The 17,176-nt window shown below is 72.3% G+C and carries 17 protein-coding genes; 15 read left to right on the top strand and 2 right to left on the bottom strand.

Translation table 11 applies throughout. The features are described 5' to 3' along the window. Positions 1-24 precede the first annotated feature (24 nt). From aroC to AAEP86_RS13660, 4 genes are all read left to right on the top strand, one after another. Positions 25-1,245, top strand: coding sequence for a chorismate synthase (aroC, locus tag AAEP86_RS13675; RefSeq protein WP_420367865.1), 1,221 nt, complete (start codon positions 25-27; stop codon positions 1,243-1,245). Continuing rightward, positions 1,242-1,811: a shikimate kinase gene (locus AAEP86_RS13670; protein WP_420367864.1), complete on the top strand. Its 570-nt coding sequence runs from the start codon at positions 1,242-1,244 to the stop codon at positions 1,809-1,811. Before aroC ends, AAEP86_RS13670 begins: the two co-directional genes overlap by 4 nt. 17 nt (positions 1,812-1,828) lie before the next feature. After that, positions 1,829-2,911 (top strand): 3-dehydroquinate synthase, encoded by a 1,083-nt coding sequence (gene aroB / locus AAEP86_RS13665; protein WP_420370493.1) that lies wholly within the window; start codon positions 1,829-1,831, stop codon positions 2,909-2,911. A gap of 82 nt (positions 2,912-2,993) precedes the next feature. After that, on the top strand, positions 2,994-3,608 hold the full coding sequence (locus AAEP86_RS13660) for a nucleoside deaminase (protein ID WP_420367863.1): 615 nt from the start codon (positions 2,994-2,996) through the stop codon (positions 3,606-3,608). Between the two features lie 121 nt (positions 3,609-3,729). Here the strand turns inward: AAEP86_RS13660 and AAEP86_RS13655 are convergent, their stop codons facing one another. Together AAEP86_RS13655 and AAEP86_RS13650 are read right to left on the bottom strand one after the other, a co-directional pair. Continuing rightward, on the bottom strand, positions 3,730-3,924 hold the full coding sequence (locus AAEP86_RS13655; protein WP_420367862.1) for a hypothetical protein: 195 nt from the start codon (positions 3,922-3,924) through the stop codon (positions 3,730-3,732). Continuing rightward, complete coding sequence (locus tag AAEP86_RS13650; RefSeq protein ID WP_420367861.1) at positions 3,924-4,223, bottom strand: hypothetical protein; 300 nt, start codon at positions 4,221-4,223, stop codon at positions 3,924-3,926. The genes AAEP86_RS13655 and AAEP86_RS13650 overlap by 1 nt, the downstream gene beginning before the upstream one ends. Positions 4,224-4,457: 234 nt before the next feature. Between AAEP86_RS13650 and AAEP86_RS13645 the strand changes: the two genes are divergently transcribed. The 11 genes from AAEP86_RS13645 to gmk all read left to right on the top strand — a co-directional run bounded on the left by AAEP86_RS13645 (position 4,458) and on the right by gmk (position 17,144). Next, entirely contained in the window at positions 4,458-6,149 is a 1,692-nt protein-coding gene (locus AAEP86_RS13645; RefSeq protein WP_420367860.1) for an ABC1 kinase family protein, read from the top strand. A 152-nt stretch (positions 6,150-6,301) separates the two neighbouring features. Further along, positions 6,302-6,865 carry an elongation factor P gene (efp, locus tag AAEP86_RS13640; protein ID WP_420367859.1) on the top strand — a complete coding sequence of 188 codons (564 nt, stop codon included), beginning with the start codon at positions 6,302-6,304 and terminating at the stop codon, positions 6,863-6,865. 11 nt (positions 6,866-6,876) lie between these two features. After that, positions 6,877-7,329: a transcription antitermination factor NusB gene (gene nusB / locus AAEP86_RS13635; RefSeq protein ID WP_420367858.1), complete on the top strand. Its 453-nt coding sequence runs from the start codon at positions 6,877-6,879 to the stop codon at positions 7,327-7,329. A 57-nt stretch (positions 7,330-7,386) separates the two neighbouring features. Further along, positions 7,387-8,034, top strand: coding sequence for a bifunctional pyr operon transcriptional regulator/uracil phosphoribosyltransferase PyrR (pyrR, locus tag AAEP86_RS13630; protein WP_420367857.1), 648 nt, complete (start codon positions 7,387-7,389; stop codon positions 8,032-8,034). After that, positions 8,031-8,993, top strand: coding sequence for an aspartate carbamoyltransferase catalytic subunit (locus AAEP86_RS13625; protein WP_420367856.1), 963 nt, complete (start codon positions 8,031-8,033; stop codon positions 8,991-8,993). The genes pyrR and AAEP86_RS13625 overlap by 4 nt, the downstream gene beginning before the upstream one ends. Further along, positions 8,990-10,336 carry a dihydroorotase gene (locus AAEP86_RS13620; RefSeq protein WP_420367855.1) on the top strand — a complete coding sequence of 449 codons (1,347 nt, stop codon included), beginning with the start codon at positions 8,990-8,992 and terminating at the stop codon, positions 10,334-10,336. Before AAEP86_RS13625 ends, AAEP86_RS13620 begins: the two co-directional genes overlap by 4 nt. Then, the gene (locus AAEP86_RS13615; RefSeq protein ID WP_420367854.1) at positions 10,333-10,875 is read left to right on the top strand and encodes a hypothetical protein; all 543 of its coding nucleotides are present in this window, start codon (positions 10,333-10,335) and stop codon (positions 10,873-10,875) included. Before AAEP86_RS13620 ends, AAEP86_RS13615 begins: the two co-directional genes overlap by 4 nt. After that, complete coding sequence (gene carA, locus AAEP86_RS13610) at positions 10,875-12,074, top strand: glutamine-hydrolyzing carbamoyl-phosphate synthase small subunit (RefSeq protein WP_420367853.1); 1,200 nt, start codon at positions 10,875-10,877, stop codon at positions 12,072-12,074. Before AAEP86_RS13615 ends, carA begins: the two co-directional genes overlap by 1 nt. Then, positions 12,074-15,352, top strand: a complete 3,279-nt coding sequence (carB, locus tag AAEP86_RS13605) for a carbamoyl-phosphate synthase large subunit (protein WP_420367852.1) — start codon at positions 12,074-12,076, stop codon at positions 15,350-15,352. Before carA ends, carB begins: the two co-directional genes overlap by 1 nt. Beyond that, a complete protein-coding gene (pyrF, locus tag AAEP86_RS13600; RefSeq protein ID WP_420367851.1) occupies positions 15,349-16,233 on the top strand; it encodes an orotidine-5'-phosphate decarboxylase in 885 nt (294 codons plus the stop codon). Before carB ends, pyrF begins: the two co-directional genes overlap by 4 nt. Continuing rightward, entirely contained in the window at positions 16,230-17,144 is a 915-nt protein-coding gene (gene gmk, locus AAEP86_RS13595; protein WP_420367850.1) for a guanylate kinase, read from the top strand. The genes pyrF and gmk overlap by 4 nt, the downstream gene beginning before the upstream one ends. The last annotated feature ends 32 nt before the right edge of the window (positions 17,145-17,176 follow it).

The raw sequence follows: 17,176 nt of genomic DNA, 5'->3' as shown, positions 1-17,176 counted from the left end.
GTGCGCTGTGGGAAGATGGGCACCATGCTTCGTTGGTTGACCGCTGGTGAGTCCCACGGACCCGAACTGATCGCGATGCTCGAGGGCCTGCCCGCGGGTGTCCCGGTGTCCTTCGAGTCCATCCGAACCGACCTCGCACGTCGCAAGCTCGGGTACGGCCGTGGTTCCCGCATGAAGTTCGAGCAGGACGAGCTGCACGTGTCGGGCGGTGTCCGGCACGGGTACTCCCTCGGTAGCCCCATCGCGATCCGGATCGGCAACACGGAGTGGCCGAAGTGGGTCGAGGTCATGAACCCCGAGCCCGTGGAGCAGACCGACGCGTCCCGCGGCCGTTCGGCGCCGCTGACCCGACCGCGCCCGGGGCACGCTGACCTCGTGGGGATGCAGAAGTACGGCTTCGACGAGGCCCGGCCGATCCTCGAACGCGCGTCCGCCCGCGAGACCGCCGCCCGCGTCGCGCTCGGCGCCGTCGCGAAGGCGTTCCTCGCCGAGCTCGGCATCCGGTCGGTCGCGCACACGCTGCAGGTCGGGACCGTGCGTGTCCCGGACGGCACCGCACTGCCGCTGCCCGACGACGTCGACCGCCTCGACGAGGACCAGCTGCGCTGCTTCGACGCCGAGACGTCCGCGCGCATGGTGACCGAGGTCGAGGCCGCGAAGAAGGACGGCGACACCCTCGGTGGCGTCGTCGAGGTGCTGTTCTACGGCGTCCCGCCGGGACTCGGCTCGCACGTGCACTGGGACCGGCGGCTCGACGCCCGGCTCGCTGCCGCGATCATGGGCATCCAGGCGATCAAGGGGGTCGAGGTCGGGGACGGCTTCGCGACCGCCGGCCGGCGTGGCTCCGAGGCCCACGACGAGCTGTACCGCGAGGACGGCGCGATCACCCGCACCACCGACCGCGCCGGCGGCACGGAGGGCGGCATGTCCACCGGCACCGTGCTGCGGGTGCGCGCCGGGATGAAGCCGATCGCGACCGTGCCGCACGCGCTGCACACCATCGACGTCGCCACCGGTGAGGACGCCTCCGCGCACCACCAGCGATCCGACGTGTGCGCGGTGCCCGCAGCCGGGGTCGTCGCAGAGGCCATGGTCGCCCTCGTCCTGGCCGACGCCGTGCTCGAGAAGTTCGGCGGCGACAACGTGGTCGAGACGAAGCGCAACCTCGACGCATACCTCGCGTCCATCCCGGAGACGCTCCGCAGCCGTCGGACCGAGGCCGCCGAGCCCTCCGCCGCCTGGTGAGCACGCCCGCGGCGGCCCCCGTCGTCGTCATCGGTCCGATGGGTGCCGGCAAGTCGAGCGTCGGCAAGCGCGTCGCGAAGGCCCTCGGCGTGCCGTTCACCGACACGGACCGGGTGATCGCGCGCCAGCACGGCCCGATCCCCGGCATCTTCGCGGACCGCGGCGAACCCGCCTTCCGGGAACTCGAAGCGGAAGCCGTGCGGCGGGCCGTCGCGTCCGGCGGCGTCATCGCCGTCGGCGGGGGAGCCGTCACCCACGAAGCCACACGCGACGCGATGTCCGGCGCGCGGATCGTGCTGCTCACCGTCTCGCCCGAGGCAGTGGCGGACCGGATCGCCGGCAGCGACCGACCCTTGCTGGCGTCCGGCGGCCTCGATGCCTGGCAGACCATCCTGGACGAGCGCGCCGCCACGTACGCCGCGCTCGCGCACGCGGTGTTCGACACCTCGCGCCGTCCGATGTCGCACGTCGTCGATGACGTCGTGGCGTGGCTGCGGCGCGCGGACGACGACACCACCGGCGAGCGTGACACCGCCGCCGGCACCACCACCGAAGGAGCACCGTGACCGAGTCGGCCCAGACCCTGCCCGAGGGCACCACCGAGATCCGTGTCGGCGGCGACGAGGGCTACGTCGTGGCCGTGGGCAACGGCCTGCTCGGTGCGGTCCCGGCGTTGCTCGGACCGCGCGTCGCGAAGGTCCTCATCGTGCACGCGCCGACGCTCGGTGCCCGGGCCAACGGTCTCCGCGACCTGCTCGTCGCCGCCGGCCTCGAGGCGCTCATCGCCGAGGTGCCCGACGCCGAGGGAGCGAAGCGCGTCGAGGTCGCCGCGTTCTGCTGGCAGATCATGGGCCAGTCGGACTTCACCCGCACCGACGCCGTGATCGGGCTCGGCGGTGGTGCGGTCACCGACCTCGCCGGGTTCGTCGCCGCGACGTGGCTGCGCGGCGTGCCGTTCGTGGCGATCCCGACGAGCGTGCTCGGCATGGTGGACGCGAGCGTCGGCGGGAAGACCGGCATCAACACGAACGAGGGCAAGAACCTCGTCGGTGCGTTCTGGCCGCCGCGCGCCGTCGTCGCCGACCTCGACCTCGTCAGCACGCTGCCGCGCAACGAGATCCTGACCGGCTTCGCCGAGATCGTGAAGGCCGGGTTCATCGCCGTGCCGGAGATCCTCGACATCGTCGAGGCCGACGTCGCACGCGTGACGGACCCGACGACGCCGGAGTTCCGCCGGGTCGTGGAGCTCGCGATCGCGCTCAAGGCCGAGGTCGTGTCCGACGACCTCACCGAGCAGGGCCGCCGCGAGATCCTCAACTACGGCCACACGCTCGGGCACGCGATCGAGCACGCCGAGCGATACCAGTGGCGCCACGGCGCGGCGGTCTCGGTCGGCATGGTGTTCGCCGCCGAGCTCGCGCGCCTCACCGGACACCTCGACGACGCCACCGTCGACCGGCACCGGGCGATCCTCGAGTCGCTCGAGCTCCCGACCTCGTACGGCATCGGGCGGTGGGAGGGGCTGCTCGCGACGATGCGGCGGGACAAGAAGGCCCGCGCCGGCATGCTGCGGTTCATCATCCTCGACGGTGTCGGCAAGCCGGTGACCCTCGAGGGCCCCGAGGACCACCTGCTCTTCACCGCCTACCAGGAGGTCGGCGTCTAGTCGGCCAGGTCGCCGGACGGTGTTCCCGGAGCGTTCGCTGCCGGAAACACCCGGGAAACCGCCTGTCGGTAGCGTCCTGGCCATGTCCGGATCCGTCCTCGCCCCGTTCCCCACCGAGCTCCGCGTGGGGGTGCCCGACTGGCTTCGGGAGGCGCAGGCCGCCACTCCCGCGCAGCTGCACGACCGGTCCGAACGGTTCGCCCTCGTCACAGCGCTGGCGACGCGGAACGTCGAGGAGGGCACCGGCGGCCCGTTCGCCGCGGTGGTCGTCGACGACGAGACCGGCGACGTGCTGTCGATCGGCACGAACCTCGTGCTGCACTCGGACGTGGCGTCCATGCACGCCGAGGTCGTCACCCTCGGTCTGGCCCACGCGCGGCTGGGGTCGTGGAACCTCGGTCGTGACGTCGGGCGGCGCCGGACCCTCGTCGTGAATGCGCAGCCCTGCGTGATGTGTCTCGGGGCGCTGCTGTGGTCGGGAGTGTCCGCGGTGGAGTACGCCGCCGACTGCGCCACGGTCGAGCGCATCACCGGGTTCGACGAGGGACCGGTGCCCGAGGACTGGGACGAGCAGCTCCGCGCGCGGGGCATCGACGTGCACCAGGAGCACGGCGTCGGGGCCGAGGACGCGTTGCACCGGTTCCGGGAGCTCGTCGACTCGGGTGTCACGGCGCGGTACAACGGCGACGGCGCCTGACCCGAACCGGAGCCGCCGCGCGGCCGGAACGCCTGCCGGCCGGGACGTGTGCCGGCCGGGGCGTGTGCCGGGCATCGGGGCGCAGCACGCTGGTCCCGCCCCGTCGGGCCATCGCCGGTGGTCAGCGCAGGACGCGGCGGGTGCGACGCCACCACCACTTCACCCGCATCGAAAGGGTGACGACACCGGTCCGTTCGGCTTCGTACCACTCGGCCACGGTGGCACCGTCCACCCACGCGTCGAGGATCGCGTCGTCCTCGTCGGTGCCGTCGATCTTGAACTGCGGCGCGTCCGGCAGTGGTCGGAAGAGGCGCATCACTCGTTCTCCGGTTCTCGGTCGCGGACGTTCTCGAACCGGTGGCGCCGGAGAGCGCGTCGTGCGAGGTTCCTGTCTGGCTTTGGAGCCCACGGTACTTTCATCAACCGCTCGAGCACAGTTCGCGAGATGTCGTACTCCGACTGCGTCTCGGAGCGGCGGATCGCCCACGTGAGGCGCTCCCACGCGTGGTCACGGTCGGCCGCCCGACGCGACTGGAAGGCGCCGAACCAACTGACGACCGCGGCCACGATCGCCGCGGCCGCGGCGATGACCGCCCCGACGAGTGCTGTCTCCATGACCGCAGCCTGCCGCGGTGGGACCGGCCCGGCCGCGGTTCGGCGCCGACCTGTGGAGCGCGACCCGTGCCTCCCGGCTGTGGAGGACCCGACCCTGCGGACCGGAGCGACCGAGCCTGTGGACCACACCACCGAGCACGCGGGCCGGGGAACGCCGACCACGCGGGCCGGGGAACGCCGACCACGCGGGCCGGGGGACGCCGACCACGCAGACCGGGGGAGCACACTGGACCCGTGCCCACTCCGCCCCGCCTGAGCGACCTCGGCAACGGCCCGGACGTCGAGGTCGGAAGCCTCCGATCGCGCGGCCGCCGCTTCGCCGAGCTCCTCGCCATCGCCCGCCGCCACGAACTGCTGCCCTTCCGGCGGCTCGACTTCTCCCGCGACCCGGAGCGGTCCGACCTCCGCAGCCGCCAGGCGGACCACCTGCGCCGGGCCCTCGAGGAGGCCGGCGGCGGCTTCGTGAAGATGGGCCAGCTGCTCTCCACGCGCGACGACCTGCTGCCCGAGGAGTGGACCGAGCAGCTCGCGCACCTGCAGCGGAGCGTGAGGCCGGCCGACCCGGCCGAGGTGGCGGCCCTCCTCGAGCGGGAGCTCGGTGCGCCCGTCGAGCAGGTCTTCGCCGCCTTCGACCCGGTCCCCGTGGCGGCCGCCTCCATCGCCCAGGTGCACCGGGCGCGGCTGACGGACGGCACGAGCGTCGCGGTGAAGGTGCAGCGACCCGGCATCGACGCAGCCGTGCGGCGGGACGTGGACGTCGCGCTCCGGGTGGTGCGGTTCATGGCCCGGCTCTCGACCGAGGCGCGGCAGGTCGGCGTGCAGGACGTCGCCGCGCAGTACGCCGACGACCTGGTCCGACAGGTCGACTTCTCGTCCGAGCTCCGGAACCTCACGGCACTGCGCGCGGCCCAGGCGCGGAGCGCCCGTCCGGACGAGGTCCGCTTCCCGGACCCGTACCCGGAGCTCTCGGGTCGCCGCGTGCTCGTGATGGAGTTCCTCGAGGGCGACACCCTCAGCGCCATCCGGTCGGCGCGGTCGGGCCGGGACCTCGACGAGCCGATGCGGACGATCCTCCGTGCCTTCCTCCGGCAGGTCGTCTTCGACGGGCTGTACCACGCCGACCTCCACCCGGGGAACGTGCTCCTGCTCCCGGACGGACGGCCCGCGCTCATCGACTTCGGTTCGGTCGGCCGACTCGACCCCGGTCTCCGCGACACCGTGCAGCAGCTCCTCTCCGCGTACATCCAGGACGACACCGAGGCGATCGCCGACGCCGTGCTCCGGATGGCCCCGGTCCGCGATGCCCAGGACGAGCCGGACTTCCGCCGGGCCATCGCGCGCTTCGTCGCGGACGAACTCGGTCCGGGCGCCCGGATCGGGGTCGACACGGTGGACGACGCCGTCGAGGTGTTCGGACGCTACCGGCTCAAGCCGCCGCCGGACTTCGTGGCAGCGGCCCGTGCCCTCGCGATCTTCGAGGGGACGCTGCGCACCCTCGCGCCGTCGTTCGACCTGCTCGAGGAATCCCGCGGACTCGCCGCCGAGCAGATCCGCGACCAGCTCCGGCCCGGTCGGATCCGTGACGTCGCCGTGCGCGAGCTGTTCGGCGCGGTGTCGGCCGTCCGTCGGCTCCCACGCCGGGTGGACCGGATCGGCGAGGCGATCGAGACCGGCAAGCTGTCGGTCAACATCCGGCTGTTCTCCGACCGTCGCGACCGGCGGACCCTCGCGGGTGTCATCCGACGGGTGCTGCTCGTCCTGCTCGGCGCCGGCGCGGGCGTGCTCTCGATCGTCTACCTCGCGCTGCCGGCCCGTCCGACGGCGGTGCTGTCCACTGCTGCCGCCGGCGGGCTGCTCGGGGGAGCGGCGGTGGTGCTGCTGGTGTGGGCCGCCGTGGACGCGGCCCTCGCCCGCAAGCGGGAGTGACGGCGGGACCGCCGCGCGGGCGGGAGAGACGGTGACTCCGTCTGGACCTCCCTCGCGCGGGAGGCCCGGCGTGCTCGTCCGCTACACTCGTCCGGGGCCCACGCGGCCCGCAGACCTTCACAACACACGATCGAACGGGACACCGAAGACTCATGGCCAGTACCACTGACATCAAGAACGGCGCCGTTCTCATCATCGACGGGCAGCTCTGGTCGGTCGTCGAGTTCCAGCACGTCAAGCCGGGCAAGGGCGGCGCGTTCGTCCGCACCAAGCTCAAGAACGTCGTGTCGGGCAAGGTCGTCGACCGCACCTTCAATGCCGGTGCGAAGATCGACACCGCGACCGTCGACCGCCGCGACTACCAGTACCTCTACGAGGACGGCGACTCGTACGTGTTCATGGACACCGACACCTACGACCAGATCCCCGTCTCGGCGACGGTCGTCGGCGACGCCAAGAACTACCTGCTCGAGTCCGCGATGGTCACCATCGCGATGAACGAGGGCAACCCGCTGTACGTCGAGCTCCCGACGTCGATCGTCACCGAGGTCGAGACCGAGCCGGGTCTGCAGGGCGACCGTTCGTCCGGCGGCACGAAGGACGCGACGATCATCGCGACCGGTCACCGGATCCAGGTCCCGCTGTACCTCGAGAACGGCACCACGGTGAAGATCGACACGCGCGACGGCAGCTTCCTCGGCCGCGTCAACTCCTAGGCGCTGACCGGATGAGTGCTCGTTCGAAGGCCCGCAAGCGCGCCCTCGACATGCTGTACGTGGCCGAGGTGCGCGAGCTGCCGATCGCGGACGTCCTCGCCACCGAGACGGTCCGGCACCTGGACCAGCCGGAGCGTGCCTCCAGCTGGGACTACGCACGGCAGATCGTCACGGGCGTCGACGACGACCGGGCGCAGATCGACCAGGTGATCGTCGACCATGCCCAGGGCTGGTCCATCGCGCGCATGCCGGTGCTCGACCGCTGCATCCTGCGGATGGGCGTCTGGGAGCTGCGGTACAACGCGGAGGTGCCCGACGCGGTCGCCATCGCCGAGGCCGTCGAGCTGGCGCAGTCGCTCTCGACGGAGGAGTCGGCCGGGTTCGTCAACGGCGTGCTCGGCGCGGTCGCCGGCGGCCGCGCACCGTCCGGTCGGACGGTCGCAGAGGACCAGGAGTCCCGGTAGGGTTGACCACGTCAGCATCCTTTAAGTCCGTCCGGTGAGGCGGGGAAGGAGGTCGGCGTGGGTACCCGAACGGTCCTGCAGCACTCCGACATCACGCGTGCTCTGACACGCATCGCGCACGAGATCCTCGAGGCCAACCACGGCGCCTCGGACCTGGTGCTCCTGGGCATCCCGACGCGGGGTGCCGTCCTGGCCGAGCGGCTCGACCGCGTCCTGGCCGACATCGACCCCGAGTGGGGTCCGGCGGGCGGGTCCCGCGTCGGCACGCTGGACGTGACGATGCACCGGGACGACCTCGGCCACGGCATCGGCCGCGCTCCGCACCGCACGACCATCCCGGCGGGCGGCATCGACGGCAAGGTGGTCGTGCTGGTCGACGACGTGCTCTACTCCGGTCGCACCGTCCGCGCGGCGCTCGACGCCCTGCAGGGGATCGGTCGTCCCCGGGCAGTGCGGCTCGCGGTGCTCGTCGACCGTGGCCACCGCGAGCTGCCCATCCGGGCGGACCACGTCGGCAAGAACCTGCCCACGGCTGCCGACGAGCGGGTCACGCTGCGCCTGACCGAGACCGACGGCACCGACGAGGTCGTCATCGAGCAGAGCGAGCAGCAGCAGAGCGAGCAGCAGCGCACCGCGCCGCGGCAGAGCGCGCAGCAGCAGAGCGAGCCGCACCACAGCGCGCCGCAGCAGGGCGGTGCCTCGTGAAGCACCTCCTCTCCACCGCAGACCTCTCGCGTGCCGAGGCCGTCCACATCCTCGACGTCGCCGAGGAGATGGCCGAGGTCAACTCCCGCGAGGTCCGCAAGCTCCCCGCCCTGCGCGGCAAGACCGTCGTGAACCTCTTCTTCGAGGACTCGACGCGCACCCGCATCTCGTTCGAGGCCGCCGCGAAGCGGCTCTCCGCCGACGTGCTGAACTTCGCCGCGAAGGGCTCGAGCGTCTCCAAGGGCGAGTCCCTGAAGGACACCGTGCAGACCCTCGGTGCGATGGGCATCGACGGCATCGTCATCCGCCACGGTGCGTCCGGTGCGCCCCGGGTGCTGGCCGACGCCGACTGGATCGACGTGCCGGTGGTGAACGCCGGTGACGGGACGCACGAGCACCCGACGCAGGCGCTGCTCGACGCCTTCACGATGCGGCGGCGACTCCACGGGGCGGCGAGCCGCGGGCAGGCGCTCGACGGCGTGCGCGTGCTCGTCGTCGGGGACGTCCTGCACAGCCGGGTCGCCCGCAGCAACGCGTGGCTGCTCCGCACGCTCGGGGCCGAGGTCACCTTCGCCGCACCGCCGACACTCCTGCCCGCGGTCGACCGCCCCTTCGGCGCTGCGGTGCACCACGACCTCGACGTGGCCCTCGCCGAGGACCCGGACGTCGTGATGACCCTGCGCATCCAGCAGGAGCGGATGAACGACGCCTTCTTCCCGAACCCGCGCGAGTACACGCGGCACTTCGGCCTGACGGCTGCCCGGGCGGCAGCGTTGTCCGAGCGCACGCTGATCATGCACCCGGGGCCGATGAACCGCGGACTCGAGATCGCCGGCGTCGCCGCCGACGACCCCCGCTCGACGGTCGTCGAGCAGGTGGCCAACGGGGTGAGCGTCCGCATGGCCGTCCTGTACCTCGCCCTGACGGGCGAGCACGAACCGAAGGAGACCGTCGCATGACCGCCCACCTCATCCGCGGCGCCCAGCTGGTCGACGGCACCCGTGCCGACATCCGCCTGGAGGCGCGGCGCATCACCGCGGTCGGCTCCGGTCTCGACGCGGCCGGTGCCACCGTCGTGGACGCGGACGGCCTGATCGCCCTGCCCGGCCTGGTCGACCTCCACACCCACCTGCGCGAGCCCGGCTCCGAGGAGTCCGAGACGGTCCTGACCGGCTCGCGTGCCGCGGCCGCCGGCGGCTTCACCGCCGTGAACGCGATGGCGAACTCGTCGCCGGTCGCCGACACCGCCGGAGTGGTCGAGCAGGTGCAGGCGCTCGGCGACGACGCGGGCTACGTCACGGTCCGCCCGATCGGTGCGGTCTCGCAGGGACTGCAGGGCACGCACCTCTCGGAGATCGGCGCCATGGCGACGAGTCGTGCGAAGGTCCGCGTGTTCTCCGACGACGGCTCGTGCGTGTCCGACCCGCTCCTCATGCGCCGGGCGCTCGAGTACATCAAGGGGTTCGGCGGGGTGCTCGCCCAGCACGCGCAGGAACCGCGACTGACGATCGGTGCGCAGATGAACGAGGGCCGGCTGTCGTCGGAGCTCGGGCTCGCCGGCTGGCCTGCCGTCGCGGAGGAGGCGATCATCGCCCGCGACGTCCTGCTCGCGGACCACGTCGGCGCGCGCCTGCACGTCTGCCACGTCTCGACCGCCGGCAGCGTCGAGGTCATCCGGTGGGCGAAGTCCCGCGGCATCGACGTCACGGCCGAGGTGACCCCGCACCACCTCGTGCTCACCGAGGACCTCATCGCCGGGCAGGACGGCGCTCCCGGCTACGACGCCCGGTACAAGGTGAACCCGCCGCTGCGCTCCCGCGAGGACGTCGACGCCCTCCGGGCCGCGCTGGCCGACGGCACCATCGACATCGTCGCGACCGACCACGCCCCGCACACCGCCGAGGCGAAGTGCTGCGAGTGGCCGGCGGCGGCGAACGGCATGGTCGGCCTCGAGTCGGCGCTCAGCGTCGTGCACGCCGCCGTGGTCGAGGACGGACGCCTCGACTGGGCGGACGTCGCCCGGGTGCTCTCCGAGGAACCGGCGCGGATCGGGCAGGTCGAGGGCCACGGGCAGCGGATCGCCGAGGGCGCCCCGGCGGAGATCACGCTGTACGACCCGTCGGCGGTCCGCGAGTTCTCCGTCGCCGACCTCGCCGGTCAGTCGCAGAACTCGCCGTACCTCGGCATGCGGCTGCCGGGTCGGGTCGTCGCGACCTTCCACCACGGCGCGCCCACGGTCCTCGACGGACGCCTGGTCGACGCCGGGACGGTCGCCGCACGGGCGAAGGCGGCGACCGCATGAGCGGCGACGCCCTGCGCTGGCTCGAGGGCGGGATCATCCTCGCCCTCGTCGCCGCGCTGTTCGTCGCCATGGCGCGCACCTGGCGGACGCGGACCAGGAAGCAGGCCGAGGCCGTGCCTCCCGTCCCGGTGCCCACCGGGCTGGGACCGGCGGCCGGTTCGTGGGACGGGTTCACCGTCGCGACGACCCGTGCCGACCAGCCGCTCGAACGGATCACGGCGGGCGGTCTCGGCTTCCGGGGGCGCGGCGGCGTGACCGTCCACGACACCGGTGTGGTGATCCACCACGCCGGGACCCCCGACCGGTGGATCGAAGCCTCCGCCGTCCGCGGCGCGGACCGCGCCACGTCGGCCATCGACCGCGTGGTCGAGCCCGGGGGACTGGTCCGTCTGCGATGGACGGCGACCGGCGCCGCAGGTGCGACGGACCTCGACACCTACTTCCGGTTCCCGGAGGGCGACGCGGCAGCGCTCGTCGCCCTGCAGGGACTGTCGACGAAGCACGAACACCCGCACACCGCGGGCGAAGGGACGAACTGATGACACGCGAACGGGCCGTACTGGTCCTCGAGGACGGCACCCGCTACGACGGCTGGGCCTACGGCGCCCGTGGGCGCACGCTCGGCGAGGTGGTCTTCGCGACCGGCATGACCGGCTACCAGGAGACCCTGACCGACCCCTCGTACGCCGGGCAGATCGTGGTGCAGACCGCGCCGCACATCGGCAACACGGGTGTGAACGACGAGGACCCCGAGTCCCGCCGGATCTGGGTCGCCGGCTACGTCGTGCGCGACCCCAGCCGCGTGGTGTCGAACCACCGCGCGAACGCGACACTCGACGAGCACCTGGTGCGGGACGGCATCGTCGGCATCTCCGGGATCGACACCCGGGCCCTGACCCGCCGCATCCGCGACGCCGGTGCGATGAAGGGCGGGGTGTTCAGCGGCGCGGACGCGCAGCTCCCCGCCGCCGAGCAGGAGCAGCTCGTCCGCGACCAGGCGAGCATGACCGGAGCGAGCTTCTCGTCGATCGTCTCCACCCCCGAGACCTACGTGGTTCCGGCCGTGGGCGAGCAGATCGGCCGGCTGGCCGTGCTCGACCTCGGTGTGAAGGCCTCGACCACCCGGTACCTCGCCGCCCGTGGGTTCGAGGTGCACGTCGTGCCGCAGGACATCACCGCGGCCGAGCTCGAGGCGCTCGCCCCGGACGCCCTGTTCTACTCGAACGGCCCCGGCGACCCCGCGGCCAGCGACGCCCAGGTCGAGCTGCTGCAGGACAGCCTGCGGACCGGTCGGCCGTTCTTCGGCATCTGCTTCGGCAACCAGCTGCTCGGCCGCGCGCTGGGCTTCGGCACCTACAAGCTCCCGTTCGGGCACCGCGGCATCAACCAGCCGGTGCTCGACACCACCACGGGCAAGGTCGAGATCACGAGCCAGAACCACGGCTTCGCGGTGGACGCACCGCTCGGCGAGGTTCTCGAGTCGCCGGCCGGGTTCGGTCGCGTCGAGGTCTCGCACTACTCCCTGAACGACCAGGTCGTCGAAGGCCTCCGTGCGCTCGACGTGCCCGCCTTCAGCGTGCAGTACCACCCCGAGGCGGCGGCCGGCCCGCACGACTCGATGTACCTGTTCGACCGGTTCGCGGACCTGGTGCGCGAGCGTCGCGCCGGGGAACCGCTCGACCCCGCGACCGCCACCGCGACCACCCCGGCCGCCGACATCACCAAGGAAGCCAACTGATGCCGAAGCGCGCAGACATCAACTCCGTCCTCGTCATCGGCTCCGGCCCGATCGTCATCGGTCAGGCCGCCGAGTTCGACTACTCCGGCACCCAGGCGTGCCGCGTCCTCCGGGCCGAGGGTGTCCGGGTGATCCTCGTCAACCCGAACCCGGCGACGATCATGACCGACCCGGACTTCGCCGACGCGACCTACATCGAGCCGATCACGAGCCCGTCGCTCGAGGAGATCATCAAGATCGAGCGGCCGGACGCCGTGCTGCCGACGCTCGGCGGCCAGACGGCGCTGAACGCGGCGATCAAGCTCGACGCCGAGGGCATCCTCGACAAGTACGACGTCGAGCTCATCGGCGCGAAGGTCGACGCGATCCAGCGCGGTGAGGACCGGCAGCTCTTCAAGGAGCTCGTGCTCGAGTCCGGCGCCGACGTGGCCCGGAGCCACATCGCGCACACCCTGGACGAGGCGAAGGAGTACGCGCAGGACCTCGGTTACCCGCTCGTCGTCCGGCCGTCCTTCACCATGGGCGGCCTCGGTTCCGGCTTCGCGTACAACGAGGAGGAGCTCGTCCGCTTCGTCGGTGACGGCCTGCAGTCCAGCCCGACGACGGAGGTCCTGCTCGAGGAGTCGATCCTGGGGTGGAAGGAGTACGAGCTCGAGCTCATGCGGGACAACTTCGACAACACCGTCGTGATCTGCTCGATCGAGAACGTCGACCCGGTGGGCGTCCACACGGGCGACTCGATCACCGTCGCCCCGGCGCTGACGCTGACCGACCGCGAGTACCAGAACATGCGGAACATCGGCATCGACATCATCCGGCGCGTCGGCGTCGACACCGGCGGGTGCAACATCCAGTTCGCCGTCGACCCGTCGAACGGCCGCCTGATCGTCATCGAGATGAACCCGCGCGTCTCCCGCTCGTCGGCCCTCGCGTCGAAGGCGACGGGCTTCCCGATCGCGAAGATCGCCGCGAAGCTCGCGATCGGGTACCGCCTCGACGAGATCGAGAACGACATCACGAAGGTCACCCCGGCGAGCTTCGAGCCGACCCTCGACTACGTCGTCGTGAAGACCCCGCGGTTCGCGTTCGAGAAGTTCCCCGCCGCCGACGCCACCCTCACCACGACCATGAAGAGCGTCGGCGAGGCCATGGCGATCGGCCGCAACTACGCGACCGCGCTGCAGAAGTCCCTGCGGAGCCTCGAGAAGCGCGGATCGAGCTTCCACTGGGACACCCCGGCGGCGGAGCTCGACAAGGACGCGCTGCTGGAGAAGTCGACCACCCCGACCGACGGCCGCATCGTCACGGTGCAGCAGGCGCTCGTCGCCGGCGCCACCGCGGACGAGGTCTTCGAGGCGACGAAGATCGACCCGTGGTTCATCGACCAGATCGTCCTCATCAACGAGGTCGCGGAAGAGGTCCGGTCGGCGGACACCCTCGACGCGGACACGCTGCGGTGGGCGAAGGAGCACGGCTTCAGCGACGCGCAGATCGCCTCCCTGCGCGGGATCACCGAGCAGGAGGCGCGTGACGCCCGCCACGCCGAGGGCATCCGCCCGGTGTTCAAGACCGTCGACACGTGCGCCGGCGAGTTCCCGGCCCTGACGCCGTACCACTACTCGTCCTACGACGCCGAGACCGAGGTCGCCCCGAGCGACCGCAGGAAGGTCGTCATCCTCGGCTCCGGCCCGAACCGCATCGGGCAGGGCGTCGAGTTCGACTACTCCTGCGTGCACGCGTCCTTCGCGCTGAGCGACGCCGGGTTCGAGACGATCATGATCAACTGCAACCCGGAGACGGTCTCCACCGACTACGACACCTCCGACCGCCTGTACTTCGAGCCGCTGACCACCGAGGACGTCCTCGAGGTCATCGAGGCCGAGGCGGCGTCCGGGGAGCTCGTCGGCGTCGTCGTGCAGCTCGGCGGCCAGACGGCCCTCGGGCTCGCGAAGCCGCTCGAAGCGGCCGGCATCCCGATCCTCGGCACCTCGCCGACGGCGATCGACTCCGCCGAGGAGCGCGGGCAGTTCTCCGCCATCCTCGACGAGGCCGGCCTGCTCGCCCCGCGGAACGGCACCGCCCACGACCTCGCCAGCGCGACCGCGGTGGCCGAGGAGATCGGCTACCCGGTCCTCGTCCGTCCGTCCTTCGTGCTCGGCGGCCGCGGCATGGAGATCGTCTACGACTCCGCGACGCTCGCCGACTACTTCGACCGGATGGCCGACCAGGCGATCATCGGCCCGGACCTCCCGCTGCTGGTCGACCGCTTCCTCGACGACGCGGTGGAGATCGACGTCGACGCGCTGTTCGACGGCGAGCGGCTCTACATCGGCGGCATCATGGAGCACCTGGAAGAGGCCGGCATCCACTCCGGCGACTCCGCCTGCACCCTGCCGCCGGTCGGCCTCGGCCGCGCCGAGATCCAGGGCGTCGTCGACGCGACCGAGAAGATCGCACGTGGCATCGGGGTCCAGGGACTGCTCAACGTGCAGTTCGCCATCGGCGCGGGCGTGCTCTACGTGCTCGAGGCGAACCCGCGCGCCAGCCGCACCGTCCCGTTCGTGTCGAAGGCGCTCGGCATCCCCCTCGCGAAGGCCGCGTCCCGCATCATGACCGGCAGCACCGTCGCCGAGCTCGTCACCGAGGGCATGCTGCCCGCCCGTGACGGCGCCTTCGTCCCGATGCAGTCGCCGATCGCCGTCAAGGAGGCCGTGCTGCCCTTCCGCCGGTTCCGCACCCGCGAGGGGCAGGTCGTCGACTCGGTGCTCAGCCCCGAGATGCGCTCCACCGGCGAGGTCATGGGCATCGACCGCGACTTCCCGCGCGCGTTCCTCAAGTCCCAGGAGGCGGCGTACGGCGGCCTCCCGACGAGCGGCACCGTGTTCGTGAGCGTCGCCGACACCGACAAGCGCCAGGTCGTGCTGCCGGTGCACCGCCTGCAGCAGCTCGGCTTCACGATCACCGCGACCGAGGGCACCGCCGAGGTGCTCCAGCGCAACGGCATCGAGGTCACGCTGGTCGGCAAGTACAGCGAGGGCGGCGAGAGCGTCGTCGACCTGCTTGCGCGCGACGAGGTCGACATCGTCATCAACACGCCGTCGGGTGCCGCCGGTCGTGCGGACGGGTACGAGATCCGTGCGGCGACGGTCGCGGCGGACAAGCCGCTGTTCACGACGATCGCGCAGCTCGGGGCCGCGGTCGCGGCGATCGAGACGATCGGGTCGCCGCACAGCGTGCGGAGCCTGCAGGACTACGCGCTCGAGCGCGCGACCTGGTGAGCGACGGGCAGCCGGGAGGCGCGACCTCCTTCGGTGTCCGGCTCACGGCCGCCATCGGGTCGCGTTCCGCCCTGTGCGTCGGCATCGACCCCCACGCCGCCACCCTGGCGGCGTGGGGGCTCGGCCGCGACGAGGCCGGCCTGACGGCGTTCGGAGCGACGCTCGTGGACGCGGCCGCCGGCCGCGCGGCGGTCGTCAAGCCGCAGGTCGCCTTCTTCGAGGCGGCCGGGGTGGCGGGCTACCGCGCGCTCGACGCGACGATCCGTCGCGCACGTGACGCGGGCCTCCTGGTCGTCGCCGACGTCAAGCGGGGCGACATCGGGACGACGGGCGACGACTACGCGCTCGCGTGGTTGGACCGCGACGGGCCGTTCGCGGCCGACGCGATGACCGTGTCGCCCTACCTCGGGTACGGGTCCCTCGCCGGGACGGTCGACGTCGCGCGCCGGAACGGCGCCGGTGTCTTCGTGCTGGCGGCGACGAGCAACCCCGAGGCGCGGGAGCTGCAGACCGCCGTGCTCGCCGAGGGGCCGTGGGCAGGGAGGAGCGTCGCTGCCGGTATCGTCTTGAGCGTGGCAGACGACAACCGGGCAGGCGGCGACCAGCCCCTCGGGGACGTCGGGCTCGTGCTCGGCGCCACCCTCGACCTCGACGACTTCGGCATCGACGCGGCGGCCATCGGCACGTCGCCGGTGCTGGCCCCGGGCTTCGGCGCCCAGGGCGCGCGCATCGAGGACCTCCGTGCGCTGTACGGCAGCCGTGCCGAGCAGGTGCTCGTGAGCGAGTCCCGCGGGCTCCTCACCGACGGCCCGGAGGGTGTCGCGACGCTCGTCGCCGACCGTGCCGAGCGCATCCGCGCGGCGCTGGGGGCCGCCGCATGACGTCCGATCGCGACGCACTGCCCGCACACCGCAACCCGCCCGAGGTCGACCGTGTCGCGGCCGCGCAGGCCGCCGTCGCCGCACGGCGTGCCCGTGCCGCGGTGAAGGCGGCGATCGCGTCGGGGGAGCGGTCCGCGCTCGAGGTCTCCCGGCTGGCGTGGTCCGACGCCGAGGCCCCCGCGGAGAAGTCCCTGCGGGTGCGGGACCTCCTGACCAGCCTGCCCGGGATCGGGCCGGCACGCGCCGAGACGATCATGGGCGAGCTCCGGATCGCTCCCTCGAAGCGCCTCGGCGGCCTCGGCACCCGGCAGCGGTCGGAGCTCGCCGACTGGCTGGCGGCGCGCGGCCGGAAGCGCGGCACGTCGAAGCTCGTCGTCCTCGCCGGCCCCACCGCGGTCGGCAAGGGCACGGTGAGCGCGTACATCCGCGAGCAGTACCCCGACGTCAACCTCAGCGTCTCGGCGACCACCCGGAAGCCCCGCCCCGGCGAGGTCGACGGCGTGCACTACTACTTCGTGGACGACGACGAGTTCGACCGGATGATCCGCGACCGCGAACTCCTCGAGTGGGCCACCGTGCACAACTCGTACCGGTACGGCACCCCGCGTCCGCCGATCGACCGTGCGCTCGACGCGGGCGACAAGGTGATGCTCGAGATCGACCTGCAGGGTGCCCGCCAGGTCCGCGACGCCATGCCCGAGGCGGTCCTGGTGTTCCTGCTGCCGCCGTCGTGGGAGGAACTCGTGCGCCGCCTCGTCGGCCGCGGGACCGAGTCCGCTGAGGAACAGGCGCGCCGGCTCGACACCGCGAAGGTGGAACTCGCCGCGCAGGACGAGTTCGACGTGCGCATCGTGAACTCGGATGTCGGCACCGCGGCACGCGAGGTCGTAGACTTGTTCTCTGCGCCCTGACGGGCGCACGCGCGTGCCGGGCTCCGTCCGGC

Source organism: Curtobacterium sp. L1-20, from assembly GCF_048755855.1.
GTDB lineage: Bacteria > Actinomycetota > Actinomycetes > Actinomycetales > Microbacteriaceae > Curtobacterium.
Note: the sequence above shows the minus strand (reverse complement) of the source record. Positions and strands in the feature narration are given on the sequence as shown.

Bases quoted from the DNA above. Each gene is read 5' to 3' on its own strand.
- AAEP86_RS13620 (WP_420367855.1), top strand. From the start codon at position 8,990: ATGACCGCCCACCTCATCCGCGGCGCCCAGCTGGTCGACGGCACCCGT.
- AAEP86_RS13660 (WP_420367863.1), top strand. From the start codon at position 2,994: ATGTCCGGATCCGTCCTCGCCCCGTTCCCCACCGAGCTCCGCGTGGGG.
- efp (WP_420367859.1), top strand. From the start codon at position 6,302: ATGGCCAGTACCACTGACATCAAGAACGGCGCCGTTCTCATCATCGAC.
- aroC (WP_420367865.1), top strand. From the start codon at position 25: ATGCTTCGTTGGTTGACCGCTGGTGAGTCCCACGGACCCGAACTGATC.
- AAEP86_RS13615 (WP_420367854.1), top strand. From the start codon at position 10,333: ATGAGCGGCGACGCCCTGCGCTGGCTCGAGGGCGGGATCATCCTCGCC.
- AAEP86_RS13655 (WP_420367862.1), bottom strand. From the start codon at position 3,924: ATGCGCCTCTTCCGACCACTGCCGGACGCGCCGCAGTTCAAGATCGAC.
- gmk (WP_420367850.1), top strand. From the start codon at position 16,230: ATGACGTCCGATCGCGACGCACTGCCCGCACACCGCAACCCGCCCGAG.
- carA (WP_420367853.1), top strand. From the start codon at position 10,875: ATGACACGCGAACGGGCCGTACTGGTCCTCGAGGACGGCACCCGCTAC.
- AAEP86_RS13650 (WP_420367861.1), bottom strand. From the start codon at position 4,223: ATGGAGACAGCACTCGTCGGGGCGGTCATCGCCGCGGCCGCGGCGATC.
- nusB (WP_420367858.1), top strand. From the start codon at position 6,877: ATGAGTGCTCGTTCGAAGGCCCGCAAGCGCGCCCTCGACATGCTGTAC.
- carB (WP_420367852.1), top strand. From the start codon at position 12,074: ATGCCGAAGCGCGCAGACATCAACTCCGTCCTCGTCATCGGCTCCGGC.